Consider the following 18,366-nt stretch of genomic DNA (forward strand, 5'->3'; position numbering starts at 1 on the left):
AGTGATTTGATTGTTGAAATTGAAAGAATCTCAAAATGTATTTTTAGAAGGTGGAGATGAAGCGGTTATATTATTGCATTCTTTTACAGGTACAGTAAGAGATGTAAAAGCTTTAGCAGAGTTTCTAAACGAAGCGGGATATACTTGCTATATTCCAGCTTATAAAGGACATGGATTAAGTTTAGAAGGTTTATTAGCCTATACGACAAATGATTGGTGGGAGCAGGTACAAGAGAGTTATCATTATTTAAAGGATAATGGATATGAAACCATTCATGTGCTTGGAGTTTCATTAGGTGCGCTTATGTCTTTAAAACTTGTCGAAACATTTGATGTGAAGAAATGTATAGCAATGTCCACACCTCATAATAGAACTAATAAAGATATTAAAAGAAGGCTTTATCATTATGGAGAAAGAATTAATCAGATCCAAGGTTTAGATGAAGATGAAAGGAAACGTCAACTTGCACTCATTGATGATTATGATGAAGGTACACGTCTTTTTACATCATTTATAGAGGATATTATGAATCATTTAGACGCAGTAAATATACCTATCTCTATAAAGTATGGAGAATTAGATCAAACATTCTATCAAGATAGTGCTGAGAAAATATATCATGATATAGCATCAGAACATAAAGAATTAACAGCCTATAAAAATGCAACACATTTAATGACAAGAAGTGACGATAAAGAACAAATTGAAAACGATATTCTTGAGTTCTTAAAAAAATAAGACCACGCCAACATTTAGTTGGCGTGGTCTTATTTTTATGTGAATGCAATTTTGTACTATATCAATTTTGACATTATTGAGAAAATACAAAGATATTGGAGGGATTCGATGAGTACATTATCATTTTTATTTTACTGTTTTATGATTACTTTCACACCTGGACCTACAAATATCGTAATATTAACGACAACTCAAAATTACGGTACTAAAAAAGCTTTACAGTATACGTACGGTTCAACGGTAGCATTCTTTTTAATTTTGTTATTATCTGCAATATTTAATACAATACTCGTAAACATTATGCCAAATATCATATTTACGATGAAAATTATTGGAACAATATATATGTTATATTTGGCATATCAGATTTTAAACGCGTCAAAATCACATAATGATACAAATTACGGTAACTTTACATCAGGGTTTGTTATGCAATTTCTAAATCCTAAAGTTGTATTATTCTGTTTAACGGTTTTACCGAGCTTTGTTTTAAAAGCAGACTCTACTTTTAACGATGTGTTTCTTAATGTAACTATCATAACGATTATTGGATTTTTAGCATTTGCGTCTTGGCTATTATTCGGTACGGTTCTGAAAAGATTTATAGATCAACATTTGAAAGTTTTTAATGTTGTTATGTCAATGGCACTAGTTATGGCGACATTATTAATTTGGTTATAGATAAGGAGGGGTTATATGGATAATTTTTTGTATAAAAAGCGTATAGGTGTTACAGCATTATTAGCTCAAATGAGCGAGTTTAAATATAAAAAACATGCGCATAAAGAATATGCACTTGGTGTAACATTAGATGGTATTCAACACTATACTTTAGATGGTGCTGAATATTTATCCTATCCTAATAATGTTATGTTCTTTAATCCGGAACAAATTCATGATGGTAGTTCTTTTGACAAGAAAGACCTTAAATACACAATGATTTATTTAGAGCGAGAACATATTCTTGGAAATGATAACATACCGCAAAATGTAATTTTCAATAAACCTATATCAAATGACCAAAATTTAAAAAACAAAATTATCCATCTCTCTAATGCTATTTTAACGAATCAAGAAGATGCTTATGTATTAGAACAATTACTGCAAGTTAATGATGCTTTGTTGAATAATGATATCAATGTAGCGCCTAAAGATAACAGACTTATAAATATGGCGAAGAATATTATAGAAAGCCATTTGTTTGATACATTAAATGTAGAAATGATCAGTCTAGAATTAAATATGACTCAATATCAATTTATTCGCTATTTCAAAAAATATACTGGCTTTACACCTTATCAATATTATTTGAATAGAAAGGTAGAGCAAGCTAAATTAAATTTAGAAATGACTAAAGATATTTACGCTGCTGTTACAAACTGTGGGTTTGTAGACTTATCTCATTTAAACAAAAATTTCAAGAAAATATATGGTATTACAGCTTTTGAATATTTAAACCAACTTATATAAATCAAAAAGAGGCTGGACATCGTCCAAGCCTCTTTTTTGGTGGTGTTTTATAATCCACCTAATAAACCACTTATATATACACCAAGTGCTAATAACAATCCGAAGATCGTGTTTGCTTTACCTGTTGCTGCCATTGCAGGCATCATTGTTTGTGGTGTGTCATTTTTGTTAAATCGACGTACGGCTTTGATTGGGAATGGTGCAGATATTAAGACGAGCAACCATAATAGAGAGCCGTATGGTTTAAATAATGCTAAGTAAATAATAAAGACATATGCGAAAATATATAGAATTGCCATAGTCATGATGGAAAGTCTTTTACCGACTAAGATTGCGTAAGTCTTTCTACCACTTTGTTTGTCTTTTTCGCGGTCTCTAATGTTATTTGCTAAGTTGATAAGTCCAATTGTAATAGAAACTGGAATACTTAATAATGCTGGATAAAAGCTTAAAGTACCTGTTTGTATATAGAATGAAATCATAACAATGACAAATCCCATGAAGAATCCAGCGAATATTTCACCGAATGGCGTCCATGAAATAGGGATTGGTCCACCTGTATAGAAATAACCGATTGCCATACAAACTAATCCTATTGGTATTAATAGCCATGTACTTTGCATGCATATGTAAATACCTAATATGACAGCTATAACATAGAATGCTATCGCTAAATTATAAACGGATTTAGGAGACATACCATTTCTTACGATTGCCCCTCCGATACCAACAGAAGTATGGTCATCTAATCCACGCTTATAATCAAAGTATTCATTAAACATATTAGTTGCTGCTTGTATTAAAATACTTGCGAGTAACATTGCTAATACGACTGAAATTTTAATGGATGCTTCAGCACCTGTTAAAAAAATCTTTGATGAAGCGGTACCTAATAGTACAGGAACAAATGATGCTGTAAGGGTATGTGGTCTCATCAAATGATAATATTTTTTCAAGCCTGAATGCTGTGATAAATTTTGTGACATGTATTTACCTCTTAAATTTATATTTTTGACAGTATTAGTATATGCTTTCGCTATCAATTGGTCAATCACTGTAATTGTGTAAAATTTTAATTTATATTCTGTATTTAAAGTACAATATTAACGCATGTTCACTTAAAAAATGATAAAATAAGTAGATAGATATTTTTCGGAAAGAAGTGGAAGTGAAATGGCCTTGAGGACGGATTTGAAGCAACAGATAATTTCTGAAATCGATGGAAATAAAAATTATATTTCAGTTGAAATTGAGCTTCAATATCAACCAGATTTAATCCATTTATTAAGGGAAGAAATCAATTATACAGGACAACATTTTTATTACAAATCTAAAGATTCTAAATTAGAAATGTGTGGAATTGGATATTTATTAGAAGCTAGGTATTCGCATCTAGAACATGATGATATATATGAATACTGGCAAAATATTAAAGAACAATTAAATACGATTAAGTTACATGATGAAAAGCACCATCTAAAATTCTTTGGTGGCTTTCAATTTTCTGAGCATTCATTAACAAATGAATGGAAAGATTACGGGATGAGTCATTTTGTATTGCCTAAATATTTGGTAACAAAAGAAAATGGTCATTATTATCTTACTTATACGGATCATAGTAACAAATTCGATATCGACAACATTCAAGAAGTTATAAATATTTTAGAAACAGAAAATAAAAAAATCGAATCGAGTGAACCTGTAGTAGTGGAAAATAAAGATATTCAAAGTGAAGAATGGAAAGCGTTAGTTACTAAAGTTGTTTCACAAATGAATCAATCTGTAGCACTACAAAAAGTCGTACTATCCAGAAGAAGACAAATCGAATTTGAAGATCGTGTTAATGTCGAAGATGCATTACAAAGATCATTAGATTCAAATGAATCAAGCTACTTATTGCTATTTGAATCAGGTAAATCCAAATTTATTTCACAAACGCCTGAACAACTATGCCAAATAGAAGATGGTAAACTATATACAAATGCAATTGCTGGTACGATTTTAAGAACAGAAGATGAAACAAAGAATGATGAATTAAAAGATGAACTTCTAAATGATTCTAAAAATCAATTTGAACATCGTTATGTAGTGGATAGTATTATTCATGATATTCAATCATTTACGAAACACATTGAATACGACAAAAAGCCTACCATACTTACTAACAAGCATTTATATCATTTATATACTAAAATACAAGCAGATTTACTATCTGAAAATGTATTAGAAATTGTTAATCAATTGCATCCAACGCCAGCATTAGGAGGATTTCCTAAAGTTGAAGCGATAAAATTTATAGAACATGAAGAGTTTGGAACAAGAGGATTTTACGGTGCACCATTAGGTTATATCGATCTAGAAAACAATGGTGAATTTGTTGTATCTATTCGTTCTATGTTAGTGAACAATCATACTGCAACATTGTATTCAGGTTGTGGTATTGTAAAAGATTCTGAAGCAATATCTGAGTTTGAAGAAACAGACTTAAAATTTAAACCAATGTTGAAAGCACTAGGAGTGATGTAGAATTGAGTACACATACTGAAAGTCTCACTAAACAAGTATTTACATTTGTTTCTAAATTATATGAATATGGTGTCGATGATGTTGTTATTAGTCCTGGATCACGATCTACACCATTAGCGATAGCTTGTGAAAGACATCCACATTTAAAAACATGGGTTCATCCAGATGAAAGAAGCGCAGCATTTTTTGCACTTGGCATAATTAAAGCAAGTCAAAAGCCTGTCGCAATCATTTGTACGTCAGGAACAGCTGCATCAAATTATATGCCAGCAGTATCTGAAGCATTTATTAGTCGTTTACCACTTGTTGTTGTAACGAGTGATAGACCACATGAATTACGTAATGTTGGTGCACCTCAAGCAATCAATCAAGTAAATATGTTCCAAAACTTTACGAAGTTTCAATTTGATATGCCTATAGCTGATGACTCAGAGGGTACATTAAATGCAATTAATATGAATATGATTAAAGCTGAAAAACATTTTGTTGGTCCACAAAGAGGGCCTGTACATTTTAATTTTCCATTTAGAGAACCATTAATTCCTAATGTGAAATTAAGAAGATATTTGTCTTCTAAACGAAAATTAGAAACAAAATATCAAAAATCGATTGATTTTACGAGTATACAAACATATATCGAAAAACCAAGAGGTGTCGTTATTGTAGGAGATACACAAGGTCAAGATTTATCTCAAATATTAACTTATTCAGCGATTCATAATATTCCTATATTAGCTGATCCATTAAGTAATTTAAGAAAATTAAATCATCCAAATGTGATTTCTACTTATGATGCATTATTCAAAGGTGGTTTAAGTATTGAACCACAATTTATTATTAGAGTGGGGCAACCAGTCGTTTCGAAACATTTAAACAATTGGTTAAAAGAAGTTAAATGTCCGCAAATTCTTGTGCAAAATAATGATACACCTGATGCTTATCCTAAAGTACCAACGATTTCAGTGGAACTAAGTCCAAATGATTTCTTCAGACAAGCTCAAGATGTATCACCAACTCAAAACAAGAATTGGTTAGAAAAATGGTTAACTATGGACAAAGAAGCAAGTGCATTGATTGAAAAATATATCGAAGAAGAAACAGATGAAGGTGCTGCAGTCGGTAGTTTATTGAAAAAAATGACCTCTAAAGATACTGTATTTGTTGGTAATAGTATGCCAATAAGAGATGTCGATACATTTAATTTAAACTCAAAAGCTGAAATAGCTGCTAATAGAGGTGCAAATGGTATAGATGGTGTCGTGTCGACTGCACTTGGTATGTCTGTATATAAAAAAGTTACACTTATCATTGGTGATGTTTCATTCTTCCATGATATGAATGGCTTGATAATGAGTAAACTACATGATTTAGATATTACAATTGTGTGCTTAAACAATAATGGTGGGGGCATCTTCAATTACTTAGCACCAAAAGAAGAAGCACCTGAACATTTTGAGAAATTATTCGGTACGCCACTAGATTTAGATTTCCAACATGTTGCACATCTATATGAGTTAGGTTATGAAAAATTTGAAAGCGTTTCTGATTATAAGAAACAAACATTACCTCAATTCGGTTCTTATTTATACGAAATTCTAACGAATAGAGAAGAAAATACCGCAACACATAGACAACTTTTTGAACAAATGAAAGGTATCCAATATGTTAAATCACCACGTTAAGTCGTATGATGAACTTAAACAGTCTATTATTTTATTACACGGCTTCATCAGTGATCATACATCATTTCATTTAGTTGAGCGTACGTTAAGTAACCAAGGCTTAAATGTCATAACCATTGATTTACCTGGACATGGACATGATGAATCAAGTTATGATGAAATATGGTCAATGGATTTTATTGTCTCTAAGATTAAAGAAGTCATTGATTATTTAGAGCTTAAAAAGGTCTATTTGCATGGATATTCAATGGGTGGGCGTGTTGCGTTAAGCTTTGCTGTGCAATACCCAGAGTTATTAAACGGCTTGATTTTAGAAAGTGCTAGTCCAGGACTTAAAGATCCATCAGATAAACAGAATAGAATTGAAGTCGATCATAATAGAGCAGCGCGCATTCATGAAATTGGATTACCTAAGTTTGTCGAGGAATGGTCTAAACTTCCATTATTTAATAGTCAGTCTATACTTTCTACTGAAGAAAGAGAACGTATTAAACAAATGAGACTTTCTCAAAATCCTAATGGCTTAAGTAAAGCACTAAAAGATTATGGTACAGGTTCACAACCATCCAATTGGCATCATTTGAATACAATGACTGTGCCAACTTGTATTATCGTCGGTCAAAAAGATGAAAAGTTTATTCAAATAGGTAAACAAATGAACGAAAGTATAAAAAATAGTGAATTTTATATTGTTAATGATGCTGGGCACACAATTCATGTGGAACAACCCTCAAAATTTGATACAATAATAATAGAATTTATTTTAGGAGGCAAATTATGTCAAGACAATGGGAAACTATAAAAGAATATAAAGAAATTAAATATGAATTTTTCGAAGGTATTGCTAAAATTACAATCAACCGTCCAGAAGTACGTAATGCATTCACACCTTTAACAGTTCAAGAAATGATCGATGCTTTCTCTAGAGCTAGAGATGATGAAAGAGTAGGTTCTATCATCTTAACTGGTGAAGGCGACTTAGCATTCTGTTCAGGTGGAGACCAATCTGTTCGTGGACATGGTGGTTACGTTGGCGATGACCAAATTCCAAGATTAAATGTATTAGATTTACAACGTCTTATCCGTGTAATTCCTAAGCCAGTAGTAGCTATGGTTAGAGGATATGCTATTGGTGGTGGACACGTACTACATATCGTATGTGACTTAACAATTGCCGCTGAAAATGCAAGATTTGGTCAAACTGGACCTAAAGTAGGTTCATTCGATGCTGGTTATGGTTCAGGCTATTTAGCAAGAATTGTTGGACATAAAAAAGCACGTGAAATTTGGTTCTTATGTCGTCAATACGATGCACAAGAAGCGATTGATATGGGTCTTGTAAATACAGTTGTACCATTAGATAAAATAGAAGATGAAACAGTTCAATGGTGTAAAGAAATGATGCAACATTCACCAACTGCATTACGTTTCTTAAAAGCTGCTATGAACGCTGACACTGATGGATTAGCTGGTTTACAACAATTTGCTGGTGATGCAACATTATTATATTACACTTCAGACGAAGCAAAAGAAGGAAGAGACGCTTTCAAAGAAAAACGTCAACCAGACTTCGATCAATTTCCTAAGTTTCCTTAATATTGATACAAAAAATAAGAGGTTGAGACATTTTATAATGTCTCAGCCTTTTTTATGGAAAAAATATCTGTATATGAAGTGTTTTATGTTGCTTGTTTGGGTAGTCTTGCAATATAGGAGTCACCTATTTATCTTGTTTGGTCAGTCTTGATAAATACAGGGCGCCTATTTATCTTGTTTGGGTAGTCTTGATAAATACAGAGCTTCTATTTATCTTGTTTGGCCAGTCTTGATAAATACAGAGCGCCTATTTATCTTGTTTGGCCAGTCTTGATAAATACAGAGCGCCTATTTATCTTGTTTGGCTAGTCTTGATAAATACAAGGTCCTCCAACATTGCTAGTCACCCTCCACTTGCAATATTTAGACCTCCAACATTGCTAGTCACCCTCCACTAGCAATATTCAGCCCTCCAACATTGCTAGTCACGCCCCACTTGCAATGTTCAGACCTATATTTCTGAAAATATGAAAAAGAGTCTAGAACATTTCTGTCCCAAACTCTTATTTTTATAATAAATGTTTTCTTATAACTTGCTCAATAATAGTAGGTATTTCTTCAAACGCACTTTTCATATTGATGCGTTCTGTTACTTGATGAGCATCTTTACCGATAGGTCCAATATTTATGACAGGTGCACTTATTTCTTGTATATCTTTAAATGGTATAAAGTATGATTGATTAAACACAGGTGTTTGCTCAATATAGCTTTCAAATCCTAAATCGTCTTGTCTATATTTGGCATAACTCAGATCACTAATACCATTAAAGAAATATTGTCTTTTTGACACTCTATCAAACTGTTTTAAAGATGTTTCACTAACAGTTTGGACGATTTCATCAATAAATGGATCTTCAGAAGAGTGTGCAGCAGGATAATAAGGTGGTGCAAAAAATGTCACAACACTTGGTCCTAAACCTTTCAGCATATGCATAAATCGATCCGTAATTTCTATTGATTGTGCTCTTTCATCAGGAATTTCATGAACAATTTGTTCAATGATTTGATTAATTTTACTTTCACCATACTCTTTTATTGCAAGTGCTTTTAATTCTTTGAAAGTTAAGATATTAATGGATAACTTTTTATCAAAGCCCTCGGATTTTAATGTTTCTTGATATGCTTTTTCACAATTGTGAATGGCATCTTTAACAACATCATTAAAAATTTTAAAAGCTTGTTCTGCATTTCTGTTAAATAAGAATACATTATATAATGAAACAGTTCTAAATGGTGTTTGAACGTCATAATGATCTTTAATATCTCTACTCATGAGAGAGACAGGAAGTGGTGTAGTTTCATCTTTATATGTTTCTTTAAACAAAGTACAGTATTCCATTTTGCTATTAATAAAGCTTTGTATATAGTTCGAACTAATACCATTCAATGGTTGTCCAACATGTGTTTCTTTACCATAGCATAATACTGAAGGCATGATTTTGCCTATTGTACCTGAATAAACATAATGATTTGGGTCATTTTCTGCTTGTGAAAAAGTAGGTTCACTGTTTAAATGTAAAGCTATATCTAAATGGTCTTCTTTACGAATTTGATTGAGCTTTTGAACGGCAGCATGCATACCTTTAGACTCAACTTCTTCATCAGGTACTGAAACTACGATTATGTTAATATCCCATGATTCTTGGATTGCTTTTTCTATCAGAGACATATGTATCATAAGACCTGGTTTCATATCCATTGAACCACGTCCGAATAAATAATTTTGTGTTTGGATATCTTTTTTAGCATCAGGCGTTAAGTATTTCATATCTTGTCGAAATTTCTCTGTAATTTTATCCATATCAAAAGCATCATCTTTATATTCGCTATAATCATCGATACCGACCGTGTCAAAATGACTTATACAAACGAGTGTTTTTTTTGATTGTGGTGCTTTGTAATATGCAAGAACTGCATGACGACCATCCCCAGTCGGTTGCAGCATAACTTGATCAGCATTACGCTTAAAATAATCTAACTTTAAGTATTGATCCCTTAAAAAGTAAGGAAAAGTCTTTTCTCCTTCTGAATGTGTTATAGATTGATGTCTGACCAAGCTTTTAAGTAAATCGCTTCTATCTTCAAACGTTTGCCATAATAAATCCATTGTGTTTCAGCCCCTTTAAAATAGTTCTTGAATCATTCTTTCTAATCTATTCAGTCCTTCTTCAAGTGCTTCTAAATTGTAAGCATATGAAATTCTAATATAGCCTTTGCCAATATGAGTGAAAGCTGAACCAGGTACAATCGCGACGTGGTAATCTTCAAGAGCTTTCATACAGAATTCATAATCATCCATTCCGAAATGTGAAATTTGCGGAAAAATATAAAATGCACCTTGAGGTTTTTCATTTAATTTAAAGCCGATATCAATCAGTCGCTTATAGACATAATCTCTACGTTCTATGTACGCTTTATTCATTTCTTTAGGTGAATCAATTGCATTTGTTAATGCTTCAATTGCAGCATATTGGCTCGGTACATTTGCACAGATACAATTATAGGCATGTACAAATGTTAATTGTTTCATAACATATTGTGGTCCTAATAAAAAGCCAATTCTAAGTCCTGTCATTGAATGAGACTTACTTAAGCCACCTAGTAAAATACATTGATCTTTGATTGCGTCATATGAAGCGAAAGATGTATGGGTTTGATTAAATGTATTCTCAGCATAAATCTCATCGCTGACTATATAAATAGGGTAGTCTTTAAATACATCAACAAGTGCTTCTACTTCTTGTTGATTCAGCGTAATACCAGTAGGGTTATTAGGATAATTCAGCAAGATAGCTTTCGTCTTATCAGTAATATGAGATTTAACTAATTCAGGTGTTATTTTAAGGCCAGTTTGGGTAGTATCTATGTATATAGGTTTAGCGCCTAACAATTCGATAAGGGGGACATACCCAGCATATACTGGTGAAGGAATTAATACTTCATCGCCATGTTCAAGAATCCCTCTTAATGTCGTGTCTAACGCTTCGCTTGCACCATTAGTGATGAGGATTTCATCTGTTTTAAATGAAGCATTGAAGCGATTTTTATAATATTGTGCAACGATTTTTCTCAATTCTGGTAAACCAGCATTATGGGAATAAGATGTAAAGTTATGATCAATTGCATCTTTCATTGCTTCTTTAACACTTGTTGGTACAGGAAAGTCGGGTTGACCAACTGTTAAGTTAATCACATCATCAATTTCAGGTATACGGTTAGATATCGCTCTAATACCAGACACTTGAAGTTGAGATGCAAATTTATTTAATGGTAATTGCATTTTTTTCACCTCTTCAAAACGATAGTTTAATTATAACTTTAAAAAGCATACAAATAAATGAATATAGCAAAAATTTAGAAAACGTATTACAATAAGGGAAACATTACAATAATAGGGGATGTTTATATGGTGAATTTAGCTAATATGAATCAACGATTAAAGTTACTACTATCTTTAAATATTTTTGATTGGTTACCACATCCAACGTTTGTATTGATACAAAATAATGATGAACAATGGATGGTTTCATTTGAAGAAGATTCAATACATATTTGTAGAGCAGAAGCTCAATTACCACATTTTCATCGATATTATTTCGGGCAAGATAATCGACTTATTAAGAATGCGCAATTTCATATCAAATTTAAAGTGAAAGAAGAACTATCATTAGACGAAAGAAAATTTGTTTCTGATTTTATGCAACCAACGTCTAAAAAAGAGAATCCAATATTATTTATTCAGTCAGATACACCGTATACGCAAGAGTGGGTAGATTATTTAACATACTTATTAAGTGCGAGCTATGAAGTATTAGAGAATCTTTATAATAACAATCATGAGTTAGCGCCCATTACACATAAACATGTTCAAATACCAGCATATTTATTGAATAGTGAAGATAAATTTATAGGCACGATATCTTATGCAACATTAATTAGATAAACAAAAAAGCCAATCCTTAAGTTAAGTACTCAATGGATTGGCTTTTCTATATTTATTTTTTCTTTTTTGGTGGCTTTTTAATGTTAACAACGGGATTAGCGTAATGTCTTACAAGATCGCTACTGAAGAAGTAAACAATAGCAATTGTTATAAGAATGATTGCAACCCAAACATAAGGTTGGTCTAATAACATTCTATCCCATTCTTTTGAACGGAATAGACCTACGAAAAGTCCGTGTAGTAAATAAATAAACATTGTTCTTGAACCAATATAAGTTAATGGTAATTTACGTTCTGGTATTAAGTTTAAGAAACTAAATGTTGAAACGAAAATGACGACATATATAAATAATCTTTTTAATGCACTATAAACGTCTACATCGCCTTCAAGTGCAGAGTATGGTTTGCTACCAAATAACCATTCAAAGTTATAATCAGTAAGTAAATAAGCGATGAAAATAACAATTAAACTAATGGAAGATAACCAAATATGCTTTTTATTTCTTAAAATTAATGACTGTTCTTTATTGATGTAATAGCCTAATAGGAAAATTGGGAAGAATACAAATGTTCTTGATAGACTAAGTTTTGCATTAATAAAGTCAAAGTAACCAACAACTAAACCTAATAATATTGCTACTGTAAATGTGATATATGGATTGAAGTTTCTCACAAAGTGCAAAATAATATGCCATGAGAATAAACTTACTAAGAACCACATTGCCCATTGTGGATCGAAGGGACTAATATTTAATGTATCGTCTCTATCAATATAGTAGTAATATAAACCATAAAATAATTGGAATATTAAATAAGGTAGTAAGAGTTTGATTGTAATTTTTTTTATGTAACCTGGTTTTCCTACACCTTTAGCAAAGAATCCTGATATCAGTACGAATGCTGGCATATGGAAACTATAAATAAACATATATAGTGCTTTGAAAATATGACTTTCATTAACATAAGATCTTGTTAAATGACCGAATACAACTAACACAATTAAGAAAAATCGTGCGTTATCAAAATAATGGTCTCTTTCTTTTTCGTTTGCCATGAAAAGTGCTCCCCTAAAACGATAATCTACAAATTACTTGAAATGTAGATTATAAATTAAATTTTTCAAAAGTACAAATAATTTTATTTCGTTAACACTATAAAATCAAACCAATGCCTTATTAAAGGCATTGGTTTTTACTTTAATATTATGCTTTATATTGGTCGACATCGTAATATTGACCGTCTGTTTGAATCTGTTGATAGAAGTCGCTAATTCGTTTTGCATTAGACTTAGCGAAGTCTATACCTGTTGCATATTGATGAACCCCAGGATTTTGTGGATTAAATCTCATTTTATAAAGTGTGTTTTGTCCTGATTTAATGTAATTATTAGCTATAAATTGAGCACCACCTAGGATTGCTTTTTCAGGTGTGTTCCATCCTGCTTGTTGAGCATATTTAATACCGCCGTATAATGCATTTTTATCAATAGCGCCAACACCAAACATATTATAATATTTTGTTTGTGCATTTAAATCAACATTACCATTTTGGTCAATTGCTCCACCGTTAGCTAAATCACTTGTACCGTTACCAGTTTCTAATAATGCATGTGAAATTAAATAAATTTCATTAATACCTACTGCTTTTGCAGCTTGGCTAAAGGCACTACCTTGATTTTCAAGAATTCCTTTTCCACGTAACAAGTCATTTAGTTTAGTTACTGAAATATTTTGAGATTTGTTTAAGTCTAAAAATTGATATTTTTGAACTGGATCGTTTACATACTTACTTGTATCCATTGCATCTTTAACTTCAGCTCTAGTAGCATTTCTAATACCACTTGCTAATACTTTTTTAGGTTCAGAACCATTTCTTAATGCCATTTGAATATCAACAGCTTGATCTAACGTGTATGGGCTAGTTGAAATATTTGTTGATTCTGTAGCGAGTTGTAAATACTTAGCGTTAATCCATACAGTTTTACCATTTAATAAACCTTTATACCATAATTCATTACCAACTTTTTGAGATGTAATCACTTTAAAGTATGAATATTGATAGTTTTGTAATGAACCGAGTAATGTCTTTTTAGATACTGAAGGTTCACTATAGAAATATCCACTGTTATCAAAAATTAAGTAGTTTTGATAATTCTCTTTTAAGACAATAGGTTGATTGTTAACAGCACTTGATTTTATAGCATTAGTCTTTTTAGGTTGAGCAACAGTTGGTTTATTAACAACTTTTGGTTGTGTTGTTACTTTTTGCAATTGAATGTCTTTAGCATTTACCCATCCTAATGGAATAGCATTATTATCTTGAAGTAGATAATATGTTTGATTGTTATAAGTTGATTGTTTACCAATCTTGAATGTTTTTCCTGCTTTGTTGATGGCAGGTACAGTTTTTTGATCATATACAGAAGTATATACACCAGAAATATTTTTATTAACTTTACCTAAATAGTTAACACGAACTGTTTTAGCAACTGCGTTTGCCTTTGTTGTCTTATAAGCAACAGGTTTCGGAGTTGCTTTAGGTTTTGCAGTGTTAGAAGCAACAGGTTTAGAAGTTGCCTTAGGTTTCGCAGTGTTAGAAGCAACAGGTTTAGGAGTTGCCTTAGGTTTTACAGTATTAGAAGCAACAGGTTTAGAAGTTGCCTTAGGTTTCGCAGTGTTAGAAGCAACAGGCTTAGGAGTTGCTTTAGGTTTCGCAGTGTTAGAAGCAACAGGTTTCGGAGTTGCTTTAGGTTTTACATTCTTAGAAGCAACAGGTTTAGGAGTTGCTTTAGTATTATTTTGCAGTTGAATATCACTAGATTTCACCCAACCTAAAGGTGTACCGTTATTATCTTGTAATAAATAATATACTTGGTTGTTATAGTTAGATTGTTTACCGATATTAAATGTTTTACCTACTTTGTTAGCAGCTGATTTTGTTTTAGTATCATAAACTGAACTATAGACACCTGATGCATTTGTATTAACTTTACCTTTATAGTTAACAACTACTGTTTTAGCAGGACTCGCTACAGGAGTAGTCGTTTTAGGTTTAGAAACTACAGGTGTAGAAGTCTTAGGTTTAGACGTTACAGGCGTAGTCGTTTTAGGCTTAGAAACTACAGGCGTAGAAGTCTTAGGTTTAGACGTTACAGGTGTAGTAGGTTGAGTTGCGCTACCTGTTTTATATAAATATTTTTCTCTCACTAAATCTACAAGCTCATTGAAAGTATAATTATTTTCTGCAAACCAACCATATGGATCACTATGATCTGTGCCGCCTAAATATCTTGAAACGGCATCATGAGACCATAAAGTACCAGTACCATCATTTTCAGCACTATCAAATGGTAAGCCATAATATGATAAGTTTGTTGCGATATAATCTGCATAATTGTTAATAGAGCGAGCAAAACGATCTCCGCCATAAACACGAACTAATTCAACATGTATAAATCGTTCATTTGCGACACCACCAGCACCCCAAGCTAAGTAATCAGTTGGCGCAACTTCAATAATATTATTATCATCTACAAAAGCATGTACAAAAGCACTTTCGTAGTTGTTTTTCATATATGCAATTTCACCTTGAATTGTTGAATTAGGATTTGCAGTTTCATGTGCAATAATTCCTTCAGGTTTACCAACACCATTACGATATGGAATTTTAGGAATATGACTTGAAAAATCTTCAACATATGTCGGCACTGTATAATTATTATTTCTAATTTGACTATTAATTGATGAACTTACTGTAGGACTATAAGAACTAGTAGTAGCTACTGCTTTTTTAACAACAGGCGCACTACTTACAGATCTAAATGCAAAAGTGCTAACTCGTGGTTGAACACTAGCAGTTTCTAATTGAACTTTGTCGTTTTGAGTACTAGTAGCCGCTTCAGTATTTTGAGCATCATTAGTAGAAGTAGGCTGAGTTGAATCTTCAGAAACTTCTTCGTTGTTCGCAACTTCAGTATTACCTTCAGTAGACGTTACATCTGTGTTTTGCTCTTCCTCGTTAGAAGTAGGCTGAACTGAGTCATCAGAAACTTCTTCGTTGTTTGAAACTTCAGCATTATCTTCAGTAGTAGCTACATCAGAATTTTGCTCTTCTTCGTTAGAAGTAGGTTGAGTTGAATTTTCAGAAACCTCTTCGTTGTTTGAAACTTCAGAGTTATCTTCAGTAGAAGCTACTTCAGAGTCTTGTTTTTCTTCGTTAGAAGTAGGTTGAACTGAGTCATCAGAAACTTCTTCATTATTAGTAGCTTCAGAGTTATCTTCAGTAGACGTTACATTAGTGTTTTGGTCTTCTTCGTTAGAAGCAGTTTGTGCTGTATCTTCAGAAACCTCTTCAATGTTTGTAACTTCAGTATTATCTTCAGAAGAAGCTACTTCAGAGTTTTGCTCTTCTTCGTTAGAAGTAGGTTGAGTTGAATCTTCAGAAACTTCTTCGTTGTTTGAAACTTCAGCATTATCTTCAGTAGACGTTACATTAGTGTTTTGCTCTTCTTCGTTAGAAGTAGGTTGAACTGAGTCATCAAAAACGTCTTCGTTGTTTGAAACTTCAGCATTATCTTCAGTAGAAGCTACATCAGAATTTTGCTCTTCTTCATTAGAAGTAGGTTGTACTGATTCAACAGCTGTATTTTCCACTTCTTGTTTTGGTTCATCAATGATAGAAGGATCTTTATATTCTTTCGTACCTGAAACGTTTAAAGATTGGCTTTTTAATTCTTTTTGTTCATCTTGAATTTGACTAGCATTATCGTGTTGTTCAATGATGTTTTTATTTTCTTTGTTTGTTGTTTGTTCTTCTGCATTAACTTGATGTGTTACAAGCGTAGTACCTGCTAATGTCATTGCTACAAGTGCGGGGGTTTTGTAATAGAATTTTTTATCCATAAACAATCTCCTTTTGTATAGGTATTTATTTATAAACAGTATAAGGCTTTTTAATATTAAAAGATGAACTTTTTATGAAATGTAATGTAACTTTAATATTTGAGATATTAATAATTTATCTAAAATGTTAGTTTCATAAAATAGTGAGGAATGTTTTCTTCTAAGAATTCTTCGCCTTCAGTTTTATAACCTAATTTTTCATAGAAACCTTTAGCGTGAGATTGTCCATTAAGTACAGTACCCTTGTATCCATCTTCACTAGCTTTTTCGTTAATAAAATTCATTACATCTTTGCCGTAACCAAATTTTCTATAAGGTTTTAAAACAGCAACTCTTTCTACTTTCGCATATCCATCTTTATAATTTCTAAAACGACCTACCGCAGCTGGTTTATCATCGTGATATAGAACAACATGCTTTGAAACATTTTCAAATTCATCTATCTCTGCATCTATAGAAACACCTTGTTCCTCAACGAAGACAGTTTTTCTAATATTTAATCCATCTTGTATATCTTTTTCGCTTTCTGCTATTTTAATCATCATGATACCTCCATAGTTTTTATTCAATTTATTATACATTATGATTATTCTAATTGATGTAGTAAATAAAAAACTCAATAAATAACAAATATTTTGTAAAAAGAACTTGTATTTATCAAGATTGACTAAACAAGATAAATAGAGCCGTTGTATTTATCAAGACTGCCCAAACAAGATAAATATGGACGCTGTATTTATCAAGATTGACTAAACAAGATAAATAGAGGCATTGTATTTATCAAGACTGAGCAAACAAGATAAATAGGGACGTTGTATTTATCAAGATTGCCCAAACAAGCAACATAGAAGCCCCGTATATTGCAAGACTACTCAAACTAGCAACATAGATCACTCGTATATTGCAAGACAATCCAATCTAGCAACATTCACACTATATTTTCACAATAAGTCCATCTTATTTCTGTCCACACAAAAAAGCTGAACCACTTTATACGGTTCAGCTTTTAATTTATATAGTTTGTACTGCTTGTCTTCTAACGATTGCGGTATATTGCCAGAATAATCTTAATTGGTGAATGCTCCAATTTGTCATACCCATTGTATATCCGCTTGGTGTAAATATTTGAATTTGGCTTGTTTCTAGTGCTGCTGCTACTAGATATTGTAAATGAACACTTAATGATTTCATTTCTTCTGTTAAGCCTGTTTCTGTATATACCCATGAAAAAGGTAGGGGGTTATCAAAGATATTGATAACGTTAAATATTTCTGGGATGGCAATGATGTAACAAGCGCCATCTACAATTGGATCGTTATTTGCTTGATTATAGTATAGTAATAACGCTTCATAATTCTCATGATGTTCGTGATTAACATAGTATAAATTTTGTCTGAAGTGAGACAAATCTCCAGAATGAATGATTTGATTTTCAAGAGCATCAAACATTGTATTGATTTGTTCATATTTTTCATATGTTTTACGTTGAATCATAATTTGCCTCCTTT

15 protein-coding genes are annotated in these 18,366 nt (G+C 32.0%); 8 read left to right on the forward strand and 7 right to left on the reverse strand.

The window, feature by feature from the left end; all coding sequences use genetic code 11:
• Window positions 1-10 precede the first annotated feature (10 nt).
• From LQ679_RS08210 to LQ679_RS08220, 3 genes are all read left to right on the forward strand, one after another.
• On the forward strand, window positions 11-739 hold the full coding sequence (locus LQ679_RS08210; RefSeq protein WP_239762404.1) for an alpha/beta hydrolase: 729 nt from the start codon (window positions 11-13) through the stop codon (window positions 737-739).
• 108 nt (window positions 740-847) lie between these two features.
• The gene (locus LQ679_RS08215; RefSeq protein WP_239762407.1) at window positions 848-1,420 is read left to right on the forward strand and encodes a LysE family translocator; all 573 of its coding nucleotides are present in this window, start codon (window positions 848-850) and stop codon (window positions 1,418-1,420) included.
• A gap of 15 nt (window positions 1,421-1,435) precedes the next feature.
• On the forward strand, window positions 1,436-2,209 hold the full coding sequence (locus LQ679_RS08220) for an AraC family transcriptional regulator (RefSeq protein ID WP_204188728.1): 774 nt from the start codon (window positions 1,436-1,438) through the stop codon (window positions 2,207-2,209).
• 47 nt (window positions 2,210-2,256) lie between these two features.
• On the opposite strand, the gene LQ679_RS08225 is transcribed toward LQ679_RS08220, so the two are convergent.
• Window positions 2,257-3,195 carry a 1,4-dihydroxy-2-naphthoate polyprenyltransferase gene (locus LQ679_RS08225; protein WP_239762409.1) on the reverse strand — a complete coding sequence of 313 codons (939 nt, stop codon included), beginning with the start codon at window positions 3,193-3,195 and terminating at the stop codon, window positions 2,257-2,259.
• Window positions 3,196-3,400: 205 nt separating this feature from the next.
• Between LQ679_RS08225 and LQ679_RS08230 the strand changes: the two genes are divergently transcribed.
• From LQ679_RS08230 to menB, 4 genes are read left to right on the forward strand one after another with little or no spacing between them, the layout of a single operon-like run.
• Window positions 3,401-4,735, forward strand: a complete 1,335-nt coding sequence (locus tag LQ679_RS08230; protein WP_239762412.1) for an isochorismate synthase — start codon at window positions 3,401-3,403, stop codon at window positions 4,733-4,735.
• A 2-nt stretch (window positions 4,736-4,737) separates the two neighbouring features.
• Window positions 4,738-6,417, forward strand: a complete 1,680-nt coding sequence (gene menD / locus LQ679_RS08235; protein WP_206167216.1) for a 2-succinyl-5-enolpyruvyl-6-hydroxy-3-cyclohexene-1-carboxylic-acid synthase — start codon at window positions 4,738-4,740, stop codon at window positions 6,415-6,417.
• Window positions 6,398-7,219 carry a 2-succinyl-6-hydroxy-2,4-cyclohexadiene-1-carboxylate synthase gene (gene menH / locus LQ679_RS08240; protein WP_239762414.1) on the forward strand — a complete coding sequence of 274 codons (822 nt, stop codon included), beginning with the start codon at window positions 6,398-6,400 and terminating at the stop codon, window positions 7,217-7,219. The genes menD and menH overlap by 20 nt, the downstream gene beginning before the upstream one ends.
• Window positions 7,192-8,013 carry a 1,4-dihydroxy-2-naphthoyl-CoA synthase gene (gene menB, locus LQ679_RS08245; RefSeq protein WP_025905467.1) on the forward strand — a complete coding sequence of 274 codons (822 nt, stop codon included), beginning with the start codon at window positions 7,192-7,194 and terminating at the stop codon, window positions 8,011-8,013. Before menH ends, menB begins: the two co-directional genes overlap by 28 nt.
• 509 nt (window positions 8,014-8,522) lie before the next feature.
• Here the strand turns inward: menB and LQ679_RS08250 are convergent.
• Together LQ679_RS08250 and LQ679_RS08255 are read right to left on the reverse strand one after the other, a co-directional pair.
• Entirely contained in the window at window positions 8,523-10,121 is a 1,599-nt protein-coding gene (locus LQ679_RS08250; RefSeq protein WP_239762416.1) for a M20/M25/M40 family metallo-hydrolase, read from the reverse strand.
• Window positions 10,122-10,136: 15 nt separating this feature from the next.
• Window positions 10,137-11,294: an aminotransferase class I/II-fold pyridoxal phosphate-dependent enzyme gene (locus LQ679_RS08255; protein WP_239762428.1), complete on the reverse strand. Its 1,158-nt coding sequence runs from the start codon at window positions 11,292-11,294 to the stop codon at window positions 10,137-10,139.
• 126 nt (window positions 11,295-11,420) lie between these two features.
• Between LQ679_RS08255 and LQ679_RS08260 the strand changes: the two genes are divergently transcribed.
• Window positions 11,421-11,957: a hypothetical protein gene (locus tag LQ679_RS08260; RefSeq protein WP_025905464.1), complete on the forward strand. Its 537-nt coding sequence runs from the start codon at window positions 11,421-11,423 to the stop codon at window positions 11,955-11,957.
• 52 nt (window positions 11,958-12,009) lie between these two features.
• Here the strand turns inward: LQ679_RS08260 and LQ679_RS08265 are convergent, their stop codons facing one another.
• The 4 genes from LQ679_RS08265 to LQ679_RS08280 all read right to left on the reverse strand — a co-directional run bounded on the left by LQ679_RS08265 (window position 12,010) and on the right by LQ679_RS08280 (window position 18,349).
• Window positions 12,010-13,011, reverse strand: coding sequence for an acyltransferase family protein (locus tag LQ679_RS08265; protein ID WP_239762430.1), 1,002 nt, complete (start codon window positions 13,009-13,011; stop codon window positions 12,010-12,012).
• Window positions 13,012-13,159: 148 nt separating this feature from the next.
• The gene (locus LQ679_RS14810) at window positions 13,160-16,858 is read right to left on the reverse strand and encodes an N-acetylmuramoyl-L-alanine amidase (protein WP_275589915.1); all 3,699 of its coding nucleotides are present in this window, start codon (window positions 16,856-16,858) and stop codon (window positions 13,160-13,162) included.
• A 119-nt stretch (window positions 16,859-16,977) separates the two neighbouring features.
• A complete protein-coding gene (locus LQ679_RS08275; RefSeq protein WP_037588927.1) occupies window positions 16,978-17,400 on the reverse strand; it encodes a GNAT family N-acetyltransferase in 423 nt (140 codons plus the stop codon).
• A gap of 469 nt (window positions 17,401-17,869) precedes the next feature.
• On the reverse strand, window positions 17,870-18,349 hold the full coding sequence (locus LQ679_RS08280) for a DUF2538 family protein (RefSeq protein WP_025905460.1): 480 nt from the start codon (window positions 18,347-18,349) through the stop codon (window positions 17,870-17,872).
• Window positions 18,350-18,366: the final 17 nt, after the last annotated feature.

This window comes from Mammaliicoccus sp. I-M35, from assembly GCF_022386455.1.
GTDB classification, from domain to species: Bacteria; Bacillota; Bacilli; order Staphylococcales; family Staphylococcaceae; genus Mammaliicoccus; species Mammaliicoccus sciuri_A.